Annotated in this window: 13 protein-coding genes and 1 tRNA gene; 5 read left to right on the top strand and 9 right to left on the bottom strand. The window is 51.3% G+C overall.

Features of this window, described 5'->3' with window-relative positions; genetic code table 11:
• Positions 1 to 85 precede the first annotated feature (85 nt).
• Positions 86 to 652: a hypothetical protein gene (locus tag Q1L85_RS04655; RefSeq protein WP_300427397.1), complete on the bottom strand. Its 567-nt coding sequence runs from the start codon at positions 650 to 652 to the stop codon at positions 86 to 88.
• A gap of 814 nt (positions 653 to 1466) precedes the next feature.
• Here Q1L85_RS04655 and Q1L85_RS04650 point away from each other — a divergent pair.
• A complete protein-coding gene (locus tag Q1L85_RS04650) occupies positions 1467 to 2753 on the top strand; it encodes an ammonium transporter (RefSeq protein WP_300427396.1) in 1287 nt (428 codons plus the stop codon).
• Positions 2754 to 2755: 2 nt separating this feature from the next.
• Positions 2756 to 3424, top strand: coding sequence for a hypothetical protein (locus Q1L85_RS04645; RefSeq protein WP_300427395.1), 669 nt, complete (start codon positions 2756 to 2758; stop codon positions 3422 to 3424).
• A 50-nt stretch (positions 3425 to 3474) separates the two neighbouring features.
• On the opposite strand, the gene Q1L85_RS04640 is transcribed toward Q1L85_RS04645, so the two are convergent.
• Positions 3475 to 4497 carry a metallophosphoesterase gene (locus Q1L85_RS04640; protein ID WP_300427393.1) on the bottom strand — a complete coding sequence of 341 codons (1023 nt, stop codon included), beginning with the start codon at positions 4495 to 4497 and terminating at the stop codon, positions 3475 to 3477.
• A 177-nt stretch (positions 4498 to 4674) separates the two neighbouring features.
• On the opposite strand from Q1L85_RS04640, the gene Q1L85_RS04635 reads away from it, so the two are divergent.
• Positions 4675 to 5166: a TIGR00645 family protein gene (locus tag Q1L85_RS04635; protein ID WP_300427392.1), complete on the top strand. Its 492-nt coding sequence runs from the start codon at positions 4675 to 4677 to the stop codon at positions 5164 to 5166.
• Positions 5167 to 5247: 81 nt separating this feature from the next.
• On the top strand, positions 5248 to 5682 hold the full coding sequence (locus Q1L85_RS04630) for a CBS domain-containing protein (protein WP_300427390.1): 435 nt from the start codon (positions 5248 to 5250) through the stop codon (positions 5680 to 5682).
• On the opposite strand, the gene Q1L85_RS04625 is transcribed toward Q1L85_RS04630, so the two are convergent.
• From Q1L85_RS04625 to Q1L85_RS04610, 4 genes are all read right to left on the bottom strand, one after another.
• Positions 5676 to 5999 (bottom strand): hypothetical protein, encoded by a 324-nt coding sequence (locus tag Q1L85_RS04625; RefSeq protein WP_300427388.1) that lies wholly within the window; start codon positions 5997 to 5999, stop codon positions 5676 to 5678. The genes Q1L85_RS04630 and Q1L85_RS04625 overlap by 7 nt on opposite strands.
• A gap of 195 nt (positions 6000 to 6194) precedes the next feature.
• Positions 6195 to 8441, bottom strand: coding sequence for a ligand-gated channel protein (locus Q1L85_RS04620; protein ID WP_300427387.1), 2247 nt, complete (start codon positions 8439 to 8441; stop codon positions 6195 to 6197).
• 93 nt (positions 8442 to 8534) lie between these two features.
• A complete protein-coding gene (locus Q1L85_RS04615) occupies positions 8535 to 9533 on the bottom strand; it encodes a FecR domain-containing protein (protein ID WP_300427385.1) in 999 nt (332 codons plus the stop codon).
• Complete coding sequence (locus Q1L85_RS04610; protein ID WP_300427384.1) at positions 9530 to 10066, bottom strand: sigma-70 family RNA polymerase sigma factor; 537 nt, start codon at positions 10064 to 10066, stop codon at positions 9530 to 9532. The genes Q1L85_RS04615 and Q1L85_RS04610 overlap by 4 nt, the downstream gene beginning before the upstream one ends.
• A 225-nt stretch (positions 10067 to 10291) precedes the next feature.
• On the opposite strand from Q1L85_RS04610, the gene Q1L85_RS04605 reads away from it, so the two are divergent.
• Positions 10292 to 11842 carry a B12-binding domain-containing radical SAM protein gene (locus tag Q1L85_RS04605; protein WP_300427382.1) on the top strand — a complete coding sequence of 517 codons (1551 nt, stop codon included), beginning with the start codon at positions 10292 to 10294 and terminating at the stop codon, positions 11840 to 11842.
• 47 nt (positions 11843 to 11889) lie between these two features.
• On the opposite strand, the gene Q1L85_RS04600 is transcribed toward Q1L85_RS04605, so the two are convergent.
• From Q1L85_RS04600 to ihfA, 3 genes are all read right to left on the bottom strand, one after another.
• Positions 11890 to 11966 (bottom strand) — tRNA-Pro (locus tag Q1L85_RS04600).
• Between the two features lie 80 nt (positions 11967 to 12046).
• Positions 12047 to 12406, bottom strand: coding sequence for a MerR family transcriptional regulator (locus tag Q1L85_RS04595; protein WP_300427381.1), 360 nt, complete (start codon positions 12404 to 12406; stop codon positions 12047 to 12049).
• Positions 12384 to 12689 carry an integration host factor subunit alpha gene (gene ihfA, locus Q1L85_RS04590; RefSeq protein WP_068440580.1) on the bottom strand — a complete coding sequence of 102 codons (306 nt, stop codon included), beginning with the start codon at positions 12687 to 12689 and terminating at the stop codon, positions 12384 to 12386. Before ihfA ends, Q1L85_RS04595 begins: the two co-directional genes overlap by 23 nt.
• Between the last annotated feature and the right edge of the window lie 23 nt (positions 12690 to 12712).

Here is a 12712-nt window from a genome sequence, read left to right as displayed (position 1 = left end):
TTTGCGGCTTGGGTGAACTGGCGGCTTTTTTGCCGCGCAGCGCGAAAAAGGTGACAGTTTACCCAAGTCCGGCAAGATGCACTTGTTAAGCGCATTCTCGTTCCTGCCTCGTGCTATGACTTACAGGATTAAGCTTACGAACCACCGCCCTTTTTTTGAACTTACGACGATAAACCAGATAGCCCAAAGCAGATAGCATAAACAATATTGAAACGGCAGAAATAATATAGAAATTTGAGCTAAACCAAGTTTCAACCTGACTGGATTGAGGTGTTATTGGTGTTTTACTTAACTGCGATTCATTTTGAGATTCCTCAGTCATAATTGGGGCAATACGATTTAGACTATTTACCTCAGATTTTAACGACTGAACATCTTTTTGAACCTGCTCTAGTTGATCAGAGTTAAGAACCACTTTTAACTGTTTTTCGAGCTTTGAAACTTTTTGCTCAATGCTTACCACTTGAGCTTGAAGCTTGGCGTGCTGCTCACCTAGAGAGGATATTTGTTTTTGCTGTTGCGATTGGTGTTGTTCTATTTCGGTAACTCTTTTCGGAGTGGTTTCCAAAAGATCAAAATCAAATTGAAACAATAGAACGAATAATATCGCAGCAATAAAACCCCATTGAAGCAGTTCATTTATTTTTTTCATTGCCAACCTCCTTCATTCGGTTTCTATACGCTTAACAGCTTATTAGTGTGCGTGCGCGTTTATCCTGGGACACTCTTTCAAGGTTTCCGGGACAACTCCTTGACTCTTCTGAAGAATCTTCCACAACTCAAATCTCCCTTCCAGAAAAACGCGCACGCCTGTTATTTCGGAATTTGCTCGCACATAAACTTGTAAACTAAGCTTGTAAGCTGTTGACTCGATTAAGCTTTAAAGTACTCGGCTCCGACAAAACGCGCAAGCACGAAAACAAAGCGTGCCTGATTCTCTCAAAAACTTCAAATCATACTGTATGGATGAACATACCGTATTTACATTCATAGATCGCCCATCAGTCTGATATTGAGCGATATCTATTTCTATATTCTGGCTCCGGGTAGGCAGCTAAATCTCAGTGGGGAATGACGCATATCATCACCCTTCCCCCGCTCACTCTATATGTTACAGCCCATAAGGAAGCCACGGTCACTGACCTCTAAGGGCCATTATAAAACTCCCTTCTCCTGAATGACTGATTCCTGTTGTGTTGATTGGCAGTGATATTCCCTCTGTCCAACACGTGCTGATGCTGCACTTTTAAGAAGCACCCTTGCACTGCCCGAGAACAACCCTGCGACCTCCCCTATCAGCCGTTAGTATCCTGAGGCGTCACTATTCAGGTTCAGGTATGGCGCATTTTTTACAATGTCTGGTTTTTATCCGGTTTTGTGTATTTAACGTCTCCCCATAAGGTTAATGGCACAACCCTTGCCCCCTCTGTGCGTAGAAAATTCAGAATAAACATAGGCTTAGCTATATGCGCACTCTCGCCGCGGTATTTATATCGCTCGTTCTTTTTCCTGGTATCGCGATAGCCGATACTGGTATTTCAAGTACTGATATTGTCTGGATTCTGATATCGGCCTCTCTCGTATTTCTTATGCAGGCAGGGTTTGCCTTATTAGAAAGTGGCATGTCACGCGCTAAGAACGCGATTAACGTAATGATGAAAAACTACACCGATGTATGCATCGGCAGTCTGCTCTTCTGGGCGGTTGGTTTTGGCATTATGTTTGGTGATAACCCTTCAGGCCTGTACGGCACCTCTGCGTTTGGGCTATCACAAGGCAGCGACTCTGAATTTACCTTTCTGCTGTTTCAGACCATGTTCGCGGCGACTGCGGTGACGATCTGCAGCGGTGCAATGGCCGAGCGTACCCGTTACAACGCCTATCTGATCTGTGCAGCAGCCATCGTTACTATTATCTATCCGGTATTCGGCAGCTGGGTGTGGGGTGGCACGTATGGCGGTCAGGGGTGGCTGGCAGAGCTTGGCTTTATTGATTTTGCTGGTTCGACCGTTGTTCATTCGCTCGGGGCCTGGTGTGCACTGGCAGGCGTTATTGCCGTAGGGCCGCGTACAGGGCGTTTCGATCAGGCAGGAAACCCACGGAATATTCCGGGCCATAATTTGTCTCTGGTGGCACTCGGTGGCTTTATCCTCTGGTTTGGTTGGTTTGGTTTTAACGGGGGCAGCGCACTGTCGGCGTCTGAAAATATCGGCAGTATTATTCTCAACACTCACCTGTCAGCCGCTGCGGGAGCTGGCGGTACTCTGCTTATACTGACGCTGATGCAGCGCCCTGTTCTGCTGACCAGCACTGTTAACGGAAGCATTGCCGGCCTGGTCGGCATAACAGCAGGCTGCGCCACTATGGAGCCGGTGTTTGCAATTATCACGGGAGTGGTCAGCGGTATTATCGCAACACTGGGGCAGGATCTGATGCTGCGCTGGAGGCTTGATGATGTCGTCTCAGCCATTCCGGTTCATGGCTTTGCGGGCGCCTGGGGCACGATTGCAGCAGGTCTGTTTTTCGCGGGTGATATGTTTGATATGCAACGGGTGTCGACGCAGGCCATTGGTGTCGTCGCCGCGTTTTTGTGGGCTTTTCCTCTGTCGCTGTTGGTGTTTACCGTGATTCGCTATGTTGCGGGACTGCGTTCATCCAAACAGCACGAACAGTCAGGTCTGGACTGCACCGAGCACAATGAAATCGGCTACCCCGAATTTCAGCAAAATATCACTTTCCGTCAGGAGCCGTGACAATGAGCCCTGATATTAAACGTCGCATTGTATTTACCGTCTTATCGGATTATGTGAATGGTGATGAACTGAAAGCAGTTCTGCTGTTATGGCAACAGGAATTTGCCGAGCGTTCACGCTATGAACTCAATCAGTTTCTGGGAGCGTGCCGCGATGTACCTGCGATTCAGCAGAACCGGGTAGAAATTCTCAGTCGCCTGGTGCGCATGATTATGAAGCCCGATGAATCTGGCCTTAAGCCCGACCCGATCCATTGGATGAGCTCGCAAGCGACACAAACACAAACACCGGAAAGCAGCGCGCAGTCTGATGGTTATGCCCCTCAGAATGTACTGGTGACAGATATCGTCAATGTCATGTTCAGCAGGCTGCGTTCTGATCACGTTCGTAGTATCAAAAACTATGTGGTCAGCGTAGCAACGCGCAAGAAACTACAGGGACCTGCCCTGGCGATGTTTGAGCAACCAGATATCTCTATCCCCAGGGTTCATGCTCCGCTCGAAATACAAGAGGCGCGCAAGCTGATTAACTTTACCTACATTGGCTGCTGTGAGGCGGTCGGCCCAGTTGAGACCGACCTGCTGTTCAGCAAAGCATCCCGGGAAGTCGGCGAAAAATACCACGGGAATGCCACTTATACAGAGTGCCTGAATATATTGTTGGGACGTTAGACATCCAGGTACCGCTTGTGCAGACAGCTATTTATTCACTAATGCTCAGATCAGCGATTGATCTGATGAGTATGTGCAAGCGCATATTCGCCTGTCGCTTTACTCACAGTAAAAACCCGGATCGTTAGTTCATCGCCCTCGATCGACAGGTGCATAAAACCCAGAGTGTCGCCCTGCTGAAACACCGCCGGATTACGGTTTACATCGTCCAGTGGGCGTTGTTTTGCACCAGCACCAGAGACAATCTGCGTCATCCCTTCGCAGCGCTTAACTGGGGGTAGGATCTGCAGATCATGATCATGTCCGGAAATCATCAGATCGAATCTGTCGCAGAGGTTATCGCCGACGAAATCGTAAAAGGCATAGCCAAAGGCAGGCACTCCGTCATACCAACCAGCGTTACCGTGTCGGCCATTCGAAATGTACGGATGATGCGAGAACGCAATTTTCCACGGTGTCGTGGTGTTGGCCAACTCGGCTTCAATCCAGTCTTCCTGAACACGATAATACCGGCTCTGGCGATAGACCGGGTCCGGATCAGAGACCGCCGCTAACGGGTTAGAGTCGAGTGAGAAAAAACTGACCAGAGGGGCCTCTGAATCAAGTGGCGCAGTGAAACGGTAGTAGCGAGCGGGCATCTGCCACTTGTCGCTGGTACGGTCTTCCTTGTAATGATAATCGACCTGGTACTCGCCTTTATCGTTGTCGAGGCCATCGCCGCTGAACCAGCCGTTGTCATGATTACCCAGCGTCATATAAAAGGGGAAATCGAGATCGGCATAGGGCGCTTCAAATTTCATTTCAAACTGAACGTCGTCCGCAGAATCCACCCCTGCTTCATAGATGTTATCGCCCAGCCCGATGGCAAACTGACAATCGTACTCGGCGCACACGGCTTGGATAGCTGAGGCAACCAGGTACTGCCCCTCTTCACCGGTTCCGGTATCGCCTACCGCAATAAAGTTCACCTGACCTTCATCCGGCACCTGCGGCTCAGGCTCCTGCGGCCCGGAAGACATAGCAGATGTCAGGCACGGCGTGAGCAGCAGGCTCATCAAGATTGGCTTTTTCACACTGGTCCCTTCCCGTTCTTATTGGTTGTGTCGTTGATCAGGCTCCGATAGTAACGCCTGAGTGTGACAACTTCATGGTCGCCTCAGGCCAGTCCCACAGAACCTTACATACTCAGATACTGTCAAATTGCCGCGATGGGTTTAAAATGCCCGCAAACCTGAAGTTCAGAGGAATTCATGGAAAAACTGTTTGAACGCCTGATGTACGCCTCCCGCTGGATCATGGCACCGATATACCTGGGCCTGAGTGTTGTGCTTGCGCTGCTCGCGGTGAAATTCTTTCAGGAGATTATTCACCTCGTCCCCATCATTCTAAGCACACCGGAAGTCGATATGATTCTGGTCGTGCTGTCGCTCGTAGACATGGCGCTGGTCGGGGGCCTGATCGTGATGGTGATGTTCTCGGGCTACGAGAACTTTGTGTCCCGTCTCGATATTGATGAGAACAGTGAAAAACTAAGCTGGCTCGGTAGCCTGGATGCAACCTCGTTGAAAAACAAGGTCGCGGCGTCGATTGTGGCTATCTCGTCTATCCACCTGCTGAAGGTGTTTATGAATGTGGAGAAGATCCCGAGTGAGAAGATTAAGTGGTACCTGCTGGTACACATCACCTTTGTCATCTCGGCGTTCGCGATGGGCTACCTTGATAAGCTGACCAAGCACAAATAAGCCCCTTGCCCGGTGACAGATCAGCGCCTAAATTGAATATACCTTATTCAGAAAGGCCTGATCTGCTTATCGGGAGCCCGTATGTTAATTGACCAGCTCATGACCACCCGTGTCGTCAGCGTGCAGATGGACGACAAACTGTCTGTCGTGAAAGAGATTTTCGACAACACGCACTTCCATCATCTGGTGGTTATCGAGCACGGCAGGCTCGTCGGCATGGTCTCTGACCGGGATCTGTTCAAAGCCCTTAGCCCCAATCTGGGCACCGCCTCTGAAACCGATAAAGACAAAGCAACGCTCAATCGGCGCGTACATCAGATTATGTCCCGCAAACCAGTCACAATCCGCCCGACAGCCGATACGTATGAAGCGGTAAGTCTGTATAACAGCAGTGGCGTTTCGTGCCTGCCAGTCACGGATGATGATGGAAAGGTGGTTGGGATTCTCAGCTGGCGCGATTTATTCCGCGCCCTGGAAGAACGGCAGACCAAAAAGGCCCGCAAAGGGGATCACTGAGCCGCGATCCCCAGACTGGCTGCAGTTTCTTCAAGAAACTCGCGCTGACCGCTGATGCACTGGTAATAGACCTCAGAAGACAATTTGCCGTCGTACTCCACTTCCAGATACAGATACTCTTCGTCGTACGCTGGCAGCTCAAACAGTGACAGCATAGTGTCGATCAGCATCGTGCGGTCTTCATCCCCTTCTTCGTAGCCTCCCTGGTAATAAACATCATCTACACAGCCCGCGATGGCCTGAATTTTCAGAACCTCGGTATCGGTGAGCTTTTCCAACGCAATGGCTGGCAGCGAGATAATTACGAGAAGAGACATCAGATAACGCATCGAATACCTATTTCAGGGTTGAATTGAGCCAGAATATACCGACTCACTGGCCAGAAAGGCCACCTGTTTATTGTTAAGAGGTGTAACCGATTGCGGTGAGGAAAGAGGAATCAGAGCGGAAAAGCGCGGAAATGATATGGGGAGTATCACTTCCGCGTAGAGAGGTGGCCTGACAGCCAGAAATCAGAAGTCGACGTTGACACTCAACCAGTAGCGACGACCATCATCGACGTAACCGTACTCTTCCTCGGTCACTTCTTCGTCCATCAGGTTGTACACCGCTGCACGTGTCGAGATGCTCTCCGTCCACTTGTAACTGAGCCCAGTATCTACGTAGGTATAAGACGGTGCGATCAGTGAGTTGGTCGATGGGCCTGTCGTAGGCTGACTCTCTTCACCACGGTAAGTAATACGCAACCACGGGTTGAGGCGGGCGCTGGCCTTCCAGTCAATGCCTGCCGTCGCCTGATGCTCTGGCAGCTGTGTCAGCGGAGAGCCTTTGTATTCTCCTGATTTCTGCTCAGACTCTGTATAGGTGTAGCTGGAGGTCAGTGTCAGAGTTTCGGTCAGGTCAGCATCCAGAGACCATTCGACACCCTGCGTGACAGCTTCGTCCACGTTGACCCGATAAGTCGGGTCAGAGCCGAAGTCGTTGGGCCCGTCGGTACAGATGGTAATCGGGCACTGAATGCGGGTGATTTTGTCTTTGAAGTCGTTATAGAAGACAGTCAGACCGCTGTGGACCGCCCCGGACATCGAGGTGAAGTGTACGCCGATTTCCTGGTTCACAGACGTTTCCGGCTCAAGGTCCGGGTTACCGTAGACGTTACCACCACGACTTACCTGCCCCCAGTCTGCGGTAATTTCGCGCAGGCTTGGTGAACGGAAGCCGGTCGATACCCCACCCTTCAGAGTCCAGACCGGGTTCATATGCCAGACACCATATATACGTGGACTGACATGCGAACCGTAGTTCTCATCGTCATCCATCCGCGCGCCCAGGGTGAGGGAAAAATCAGGGTCGATCATCCACTCATCTTCGGCAAATACTGCCCACTGGGTATTCTCGATTTCAGTTCTGTCTGAGATACGGTTCGAAGTGTTGTCTTCCAGGTGTTCTGCCTGATACTGCGCCCCCACCGTGAGGATGTTGCTATCGAAAGGCATCACCCAGTTGGTGTTAGCCACTGTGTTGGTGATTTCCATATCGCGCCCGTCGTTACGGGTTTTTTCTGTCTGAATGTAGGAATCACTGGTCGCGAAACCCCAACGTCCGACGTGCGACAGATTGTAGTAACGGCGCTCGTGGCTGGATTCAGAATCAGAACACCCGCTGCGACCACAGTCTTCCGTTGGATTGGAGCGCCCCATGTGTGCGTAGCGCTCCTGCTTGGTAACGCCAGCCTCCAGCACCAGATCGTGATCCAGAGTGGGCGTATACGAGAGCTTGGCCGACGCGCTGTTCAGCTTTTTCTCTTCGTAGCCATTGATAATGTCGTCTTCTTCACGTTTGTAGGTGCGGCCGAAAATCTGCAAGCCCAGGGTGTCCTGAATCAGCGGGCCACCAGCAAAAATGTTTGCCTGACGGATATCACCTGCGTCGCGGTTTTCCTGTAGAACGGTATCAAGCGTTACGCTGCCATGCCATTCCTGAGGGACTTTACGGGTAATGATGTTGATCACCCCGCCAATGGCATCCGAACCGTACAGCGTGGACATAGGACCACGCACGACCTCAATGCGTTCGACAGCGGCCATAGGTGGCAGCCAGTCCTGTTCGAAGCCAGCGCTACCATTCGGGCGGCTTTCGCGGCTGTCCTGGCGCTTGCCATCAACCAGCAACAGCGTATAACTGGACGGCAGACCACGCATGCTGATGTCCGTACCGCCATCCCCCGAACCACCACCTGTAATGGTAACACCCGGAATATTCCGCAGTGCATCAGTAACATCGCTGTAATAGCGCGATTCAATATCTTCGCGGGTGATCACACTGATGCTCGCGGGTGCATCAACCAGCTCCTGCTCGAAACCTGAAGCGGTAACAACAACCTTATCCAGCATCAGTGATTCTTCGGCATAGTTTGCCTGGGACGCTCGTTTCTCCAGTACATAGCCCTGGGGAGTCTCTTTAACTTTCAGCCCACTGCCCACAAGAACACGCTCAAACGCCTGCATAATGGTGTAGCTGCCTTTCAGACCTTCGCTGCTCTTACCTGCCACCGATGCCGAATCGACAGAGAGACTGACTCCCGCGATCTGCGCCAGAGTCACAAGTACCTGGTTCAGAGTCCCTGCCTGAATATCGAACGACAGTGGTGCTGATGTCTGTTCTGCCTGATCTGCAGAAACAGCAAAGCTGCTGGCAGGCAGTGTGGCAGCAGGCAGTGCTGCTGCAAGAGCGATGGCGAGTAACGTAGGCTTGCTCATAGTTAATCCTTGTTGAGATCCCTCATTCGGGAATTTTTGACAGTTCATAACTAATGACGGACGACACTGAAAAAGGGATAAAAATATTTTCAATTATTTTCGAATATTTACCCGAATCAGATAAGGCACCGAATCATCGGTATCAATTGGCAGGCTGTGCCCCAGCAGCGACAAGGTTTCGCCAACGCTCCCCATTCGGTACACACCCGACACCCGAAGCCCTGAGAGCTGGCTCTCGTTGTAAATGAGTTTGCCGGGATAATAGCGCTGCAGCTCATCGAGAACCGCAGGCAACGGCTGATCAGTCACCACCAGAGTTGATCGTGACCAATCAATATACATAGACGTATCCCGCGCAGTAACAGGTCCGGTTTTTCCTTCAAACACACGGACAGATTGCCCCGCTGCAACACCCGTACATTGTTGGGAAGAGGTTTTATGGCAAACCTTCACGTTCGATTCAGTAACATTCACCTCAAGCGAATGGCCAAGATCATGCAGGCTGTAGCGTGTCCCCAGTGCCGTGACATCCGTCCCCTCGAACGACACAGTGAACGGTCGCTGTGGATCACCCGCCACCTTCACATCGACCTCACCCTGCAACAACTCTATCAGGCGCTTGTCATCGGTCAGGGTAATATTAACCGCACTGAAGGTGCCCAGCGTAACCAATGAACCATCGCTGAGCGTCATTGAGGTCATCTGACCAATACCAGTGCGGTGGTCTGCAAAGAGATACGAAGGCGACAGAAGTGAGCGCAGAGTGAATCCGGGTCGGGAGATCCATTGATCGATACCAATCAATCCGACCAGGAACAGGGACATTGTCGTTACCGTCGCCTGGCGGATTCTGCGCGAACGTACCCGCCCCTGCTCATCGAGAATTGTTTTTACAACACGGCTGCCAGCCGGGTCTGAGACGACATCAAAGATACCCCAGACTTTTTCTATTTCATGGTAGGCACGTGCATTGTCCAACGATGCACACCAGCGCTGAAAATCGGCTCGCTCCTGCTCGGAGGCCTCATCAGAATGAAGAATGACATGCCATTCTGCGGCTTTCTGCAGCCGGTCTTCAGACAGCCTGCTCATGCGAATACATCGTCGGTATGACCTAACACCCTGCAGCAATGCACCATGGCGGTCGCGACGTATTTTTTAACCGAGGCGGTGGATACGTCCAGGCGCTCGGCAATTTCCGCATATCTGAGACCTTCCAGGCGCGACATCAGGAACGCTGTACGGGGCTTTTCTGGCAGACCATCAAGGACCTGAGCCACCATGAACAGCGTGTCGGTGATCATCGCCAGCTTCTCAGGAGACGGAGCCACAGCGTCTTCCGCTCCGCTTTCGAGAAATGCTTCAAGATATCGTTTTTCAACGGCTTTACGACGGGCATCATCAATCATCAGGCGCGACGCCGTCGTCACAAGTAATGCCCTGGGTTGCTGAACAGAAGACAGATCGGTAAAGGAAAACAGCCGGAAAAAGGTTTCGTGCGCCGTATCAGCAGCATCTTCTCTGCAGTTGAGCTTTTTACAGAGCCAGCGGAACAGCCAGAGGTGGTGATCTTTGTAGAGACCACCAAGCAGTGACAGGTGGTCCTGAGAACTGGGTACCAACATAAGACGACATACGAATCGAGGAGTAATACGCGCAAGTTAAATGATAATGATTCGCATATCAATATTAATGTCAGGATTTAACGTTACTGACCTAACCCAGGCTCATTCGTTGCGCCTGTATGGCCCTTCGTGCCAACCGCATTCTGTAACCGGATGTAACTGGCTCAGCATTGGGATTGATCATACACTCGGCGGATAACAAGGATAAAAATTCACAGGATGAATATGATGAGAGTCGCCATTATTCCGGTATTCACCGACCCTCACCGACTGGGCAACGCCCACCGTACAATGCTTCAGCCGCAGATCGGCCCTCTGATCGCAGCACTGTTACCCGCTGACGCAGACATCGAGATCATCAATGACACCTGGAGAGATCCAGACTGGAATAAAACCTATGACCTCGTGTTTCTTGGCTGTATGCACTCAGATTTCGACCGGGCGCGTCAGATAGCTCACTACTTCCACGCCAGTGGAGCTCTGACGGTGTTGGGCGGAAATATGGCGACTACCTTCCCGGATATCTGTGCCCCTTACTTTGATGCAGTGGCGATTGGCGATCCAGAGGATATCGTGCCGCAGATTTATGCAGATGCGCAGTCAGGTCAACTTAAGAAACAGTATCGTTCTGCCGGGTACGACGCCTCTAAAATTCCGACACCTCAGGTCGAACGAGCTGTTGGCCAGGGGGTGTTTCCTAAGGCGATGGAAATCAGCCGTGGCTGTCCTTTTACCTGCGACTTCTGTGCACTGACGGGTTCGGGCACTCGCTTTAAGTACCCCGAAACAGAAAAGGTGATGCAGGATATCGACCGCATGGACGCAGCACTAAAGGCCAAGGGAGTTCCAGCCTGGAAACGACGATACATCAGCTTTTACGACAACAATATGGCCGGCAACATGCCCGTGTTTAAAGAAATCTGTGAAGCTCTGATTCCGAAAAAACTCATCTGGGGCACCTGTGTAACTTTTAATGTATTGCGCAATCGTGACGTCGTAAAACTCATGTATAAATCTGGGTGCCGAAGTGTGTTTGTCGGCCTGGAAAGTTTTAATCCCGCCGCATTAGAAGACTTCAATAAAAAGCAGAACCGCATCGAGCATATCCGGGAAGCGATTCACAATGCGCGGCGCGAAGGCATACTGGTTACAGCAGGAATGATGCTGAGCCCACTGCATGACGACGCGGAGTACATCCGCAAAATCCCCAGACTGTTACTCGACTCAGGCGTGCATGTGCCGGTATTCGTCTGTATGGAAGCAGCTATTCCCGGCACACCACTCTTTAACCGCATGGCCGCATCTGAAACACCCGGCCTGATGCCACATTGCGCGCTGCATGACTTCACTGGGTACACCCTGGTGATGAAACCACGCAAGATGACCGCAGAAGCCTTCACCGAAGAATATCGCTGGCTACTCAAAGCTGCTTTTGCACCCGGGCAGCGAATTAAAAAAATCATCGATGATTTCTGGTGGTTTCTGCGCAAAGGTTCTTTTGATGGGCTGCTTTCCTCCTGGCTACTCGCTCTTGGGGCAAACACGCCGGTGGTTCCCGGGCGTACTCACATTCCGGAGACGGACATTCCATTCCCGGAAAGAGTGCCGCTCACGGCTGAGCATTTTGACTCACAGGAAGCCTTTGAAGCATTTATGAAACCCACGATGGTGACGGATTCTGAAGGCCATGTCTTACCTCAATGGCGGCATGGAATTTCTCCGCTGCGGGACAGCCGGTACGAAAAAGTGATCGAAGTAATGGAACAAATGGCGTAGGTGAATTCTCACCACGCTGGCTCCCCGCGTTCGCGAGGAAAAGAAGTTGGTCGGGATGAGAGGATTTGAACCTCCGACCACCTGCACCCCATACAGGTGCGCTACCAGGCTGCGCTACATCCCGACACAAGTCCGCAAGCTGCGAACAGCCACAAGTATACTTAAGTGCCTGAAAAGGTGAAGTTTTTTTTGAAGCCCAGAACCTTATTCTGAGCGCAGCATGTCCTCAAGCTCTTTCAGCTCGCGGATCATATTTTTGATGAGTGCTTTGTCCATCGCGACGGCATTGGATTCGCCAGTGTCGGAGAGTTTCTGACGGGCGCCACCGATGGTGTAACCGTCCTGATAAAGTAATGCGCGGATTTCCCGGACGAGAATCACGTCCTGACGCTGATAGTAGCGACGGTTGCCCGCTCGCTTCACCGGGCTGAGTTGCGGAAACTCCTGCTCCCAGTACCTGAGTACATGCGGCTTTACGTCACAAAGCTCACTGACCTCACCGATAGTGAAGTAGCGCTTCGCCGGAATAGGAGGAAGTTCGTTATTGTGGCTGGCTTCCAGCATAGGCTTCTACCCGTATTTTGAGCTTCTGCCCCGGCTTGAACGTCACCACACGCCGGGCTGAAATAGGAATTTCCTCACCGGTTTTAGGATTCCTTCCTGGACGCTGACGCTTATCACGCAGGTCGAAGTTACCGAAACCCGATAACTTCACCTGTTCATTGCGGCTAAGGCTGTCGCGTATCTCATCAAAGAAGATATCGACCATATCCTTAGCCTCACGTTTGTTAAGACCAAGATCTTCGAACAGTTTTTCTGCCAATTCTGCTTTGGTCAGGGCGGTCATGTTAACCCCTTAACGTTGCTCCT

Origin of the sequence: uncultured Thalassolituus sp. (assembly GCF_950066645.1) — a bacterium.
Classification (GTDB): domain Bacteria; phylum Pseudomonadota; class Gammaproteobacteria; order Pseudomonadales; family Oceanobacteraceae; genus Thalassolituus.
The sequence above is the reverse complement of the archived record's forward strand: the minus strand, read 5'-3'. Positions and strand labels throughout refer to the sequence as shown.

What these genes read in the sequence shown, in the direction of transcription:
- Q1L85_RS04655 (WP_300427397.1), bottom strand. Translation starts at nt 652, where the DNA reads ATGAAAAAAATAAATGAACTGCTTCAATGGGGTTTTATTGCTGCGATA.
- Q1L85_RS04650 (WP_300427396.1), top strand. Translation starts at nt 1,467, where the DNA reads ATGCGCACTCTCGCCGCGGTATTTATATCGCTCGTTCTTTTTCCTGGT.
- Q1L85_RS04645 (WP_300427395.1), top strand. Translation starts at nt 2,756, where the DNA reads ATGAGCCCTGATATTAAACGTCGCATTGTATTTACCGTCTTATCGGAT.
- Q1L85_RS04635 (WP_300427392.1), top strand. Translation starts at nt 4,675, where the DNA reads ATGGAAAAACTGTTTGAACGCCTGATGTACGCCTCCCGCTGGATCATG.
- Q1L85_RS04630 (WP_300427390.1), top strand. Translation starts at nt 5,248, where the DNA reads ATGTTAATTGACCAGCTCATGACCACCCGTGTCGTCAGCGTGCAGATG.
- Q1L85_RS04625 (WP_300427388.1), bottom strand. Translation starts at nt 5,999, where the DNA reads ATGTCTCTTCTCGTAATTATCTCGCTGCCAGCCATTGCGTTGGAAAAG.
- Q1L85_RS04620 (WP_300427387.1), bottom strand. Translation starts at nt 8,441, where the DNA reads ATGAGCAAGCCTACGTTACTCGCCATCGCTCTTGCAGCAGCACTGCCT.
- Q1L85_RS04615 (WP_300427385.1), bottom strand. Translation starts at nt 9,533, where the DNA reads ATGAGCAGGCTGTCTGAAGACCGGCTGCAGAAAGCCGCAGAATGGCAT.
- Q1L85_RS04610 (WP_300427384.1), bottom strand. Translation starts at nt 10,066, where the DNA reads ATGTTGGTACCCAGTTCTCAGGACCACCTGTCACTGCTTGGTGGTCTC.
- Q1L85_RS04605 (WP_300427382.1), top strand. Translation starts at nt 10,292, where the DNA reads ATGATGAGAGTCGCCATTATTCCGGTATTCACCGACCCTCACCGACTG.
- Q1L85_RS04595 (WP_300427381.1), bottom strand. Translation starts at nt 12,406, where the DNA reads ATGCTGGAAGCCAGCCACAATAACGAACTTCCTCCTATTCCGGCGAAG.
- ihfA (WP_068440580.1), bottom strand. Translation starts at nt 12,689, where the DNA reads ATGACCGCCCTGACCAAAGCAGAATTGGCAGAAAAACTGTTCGAAGAT.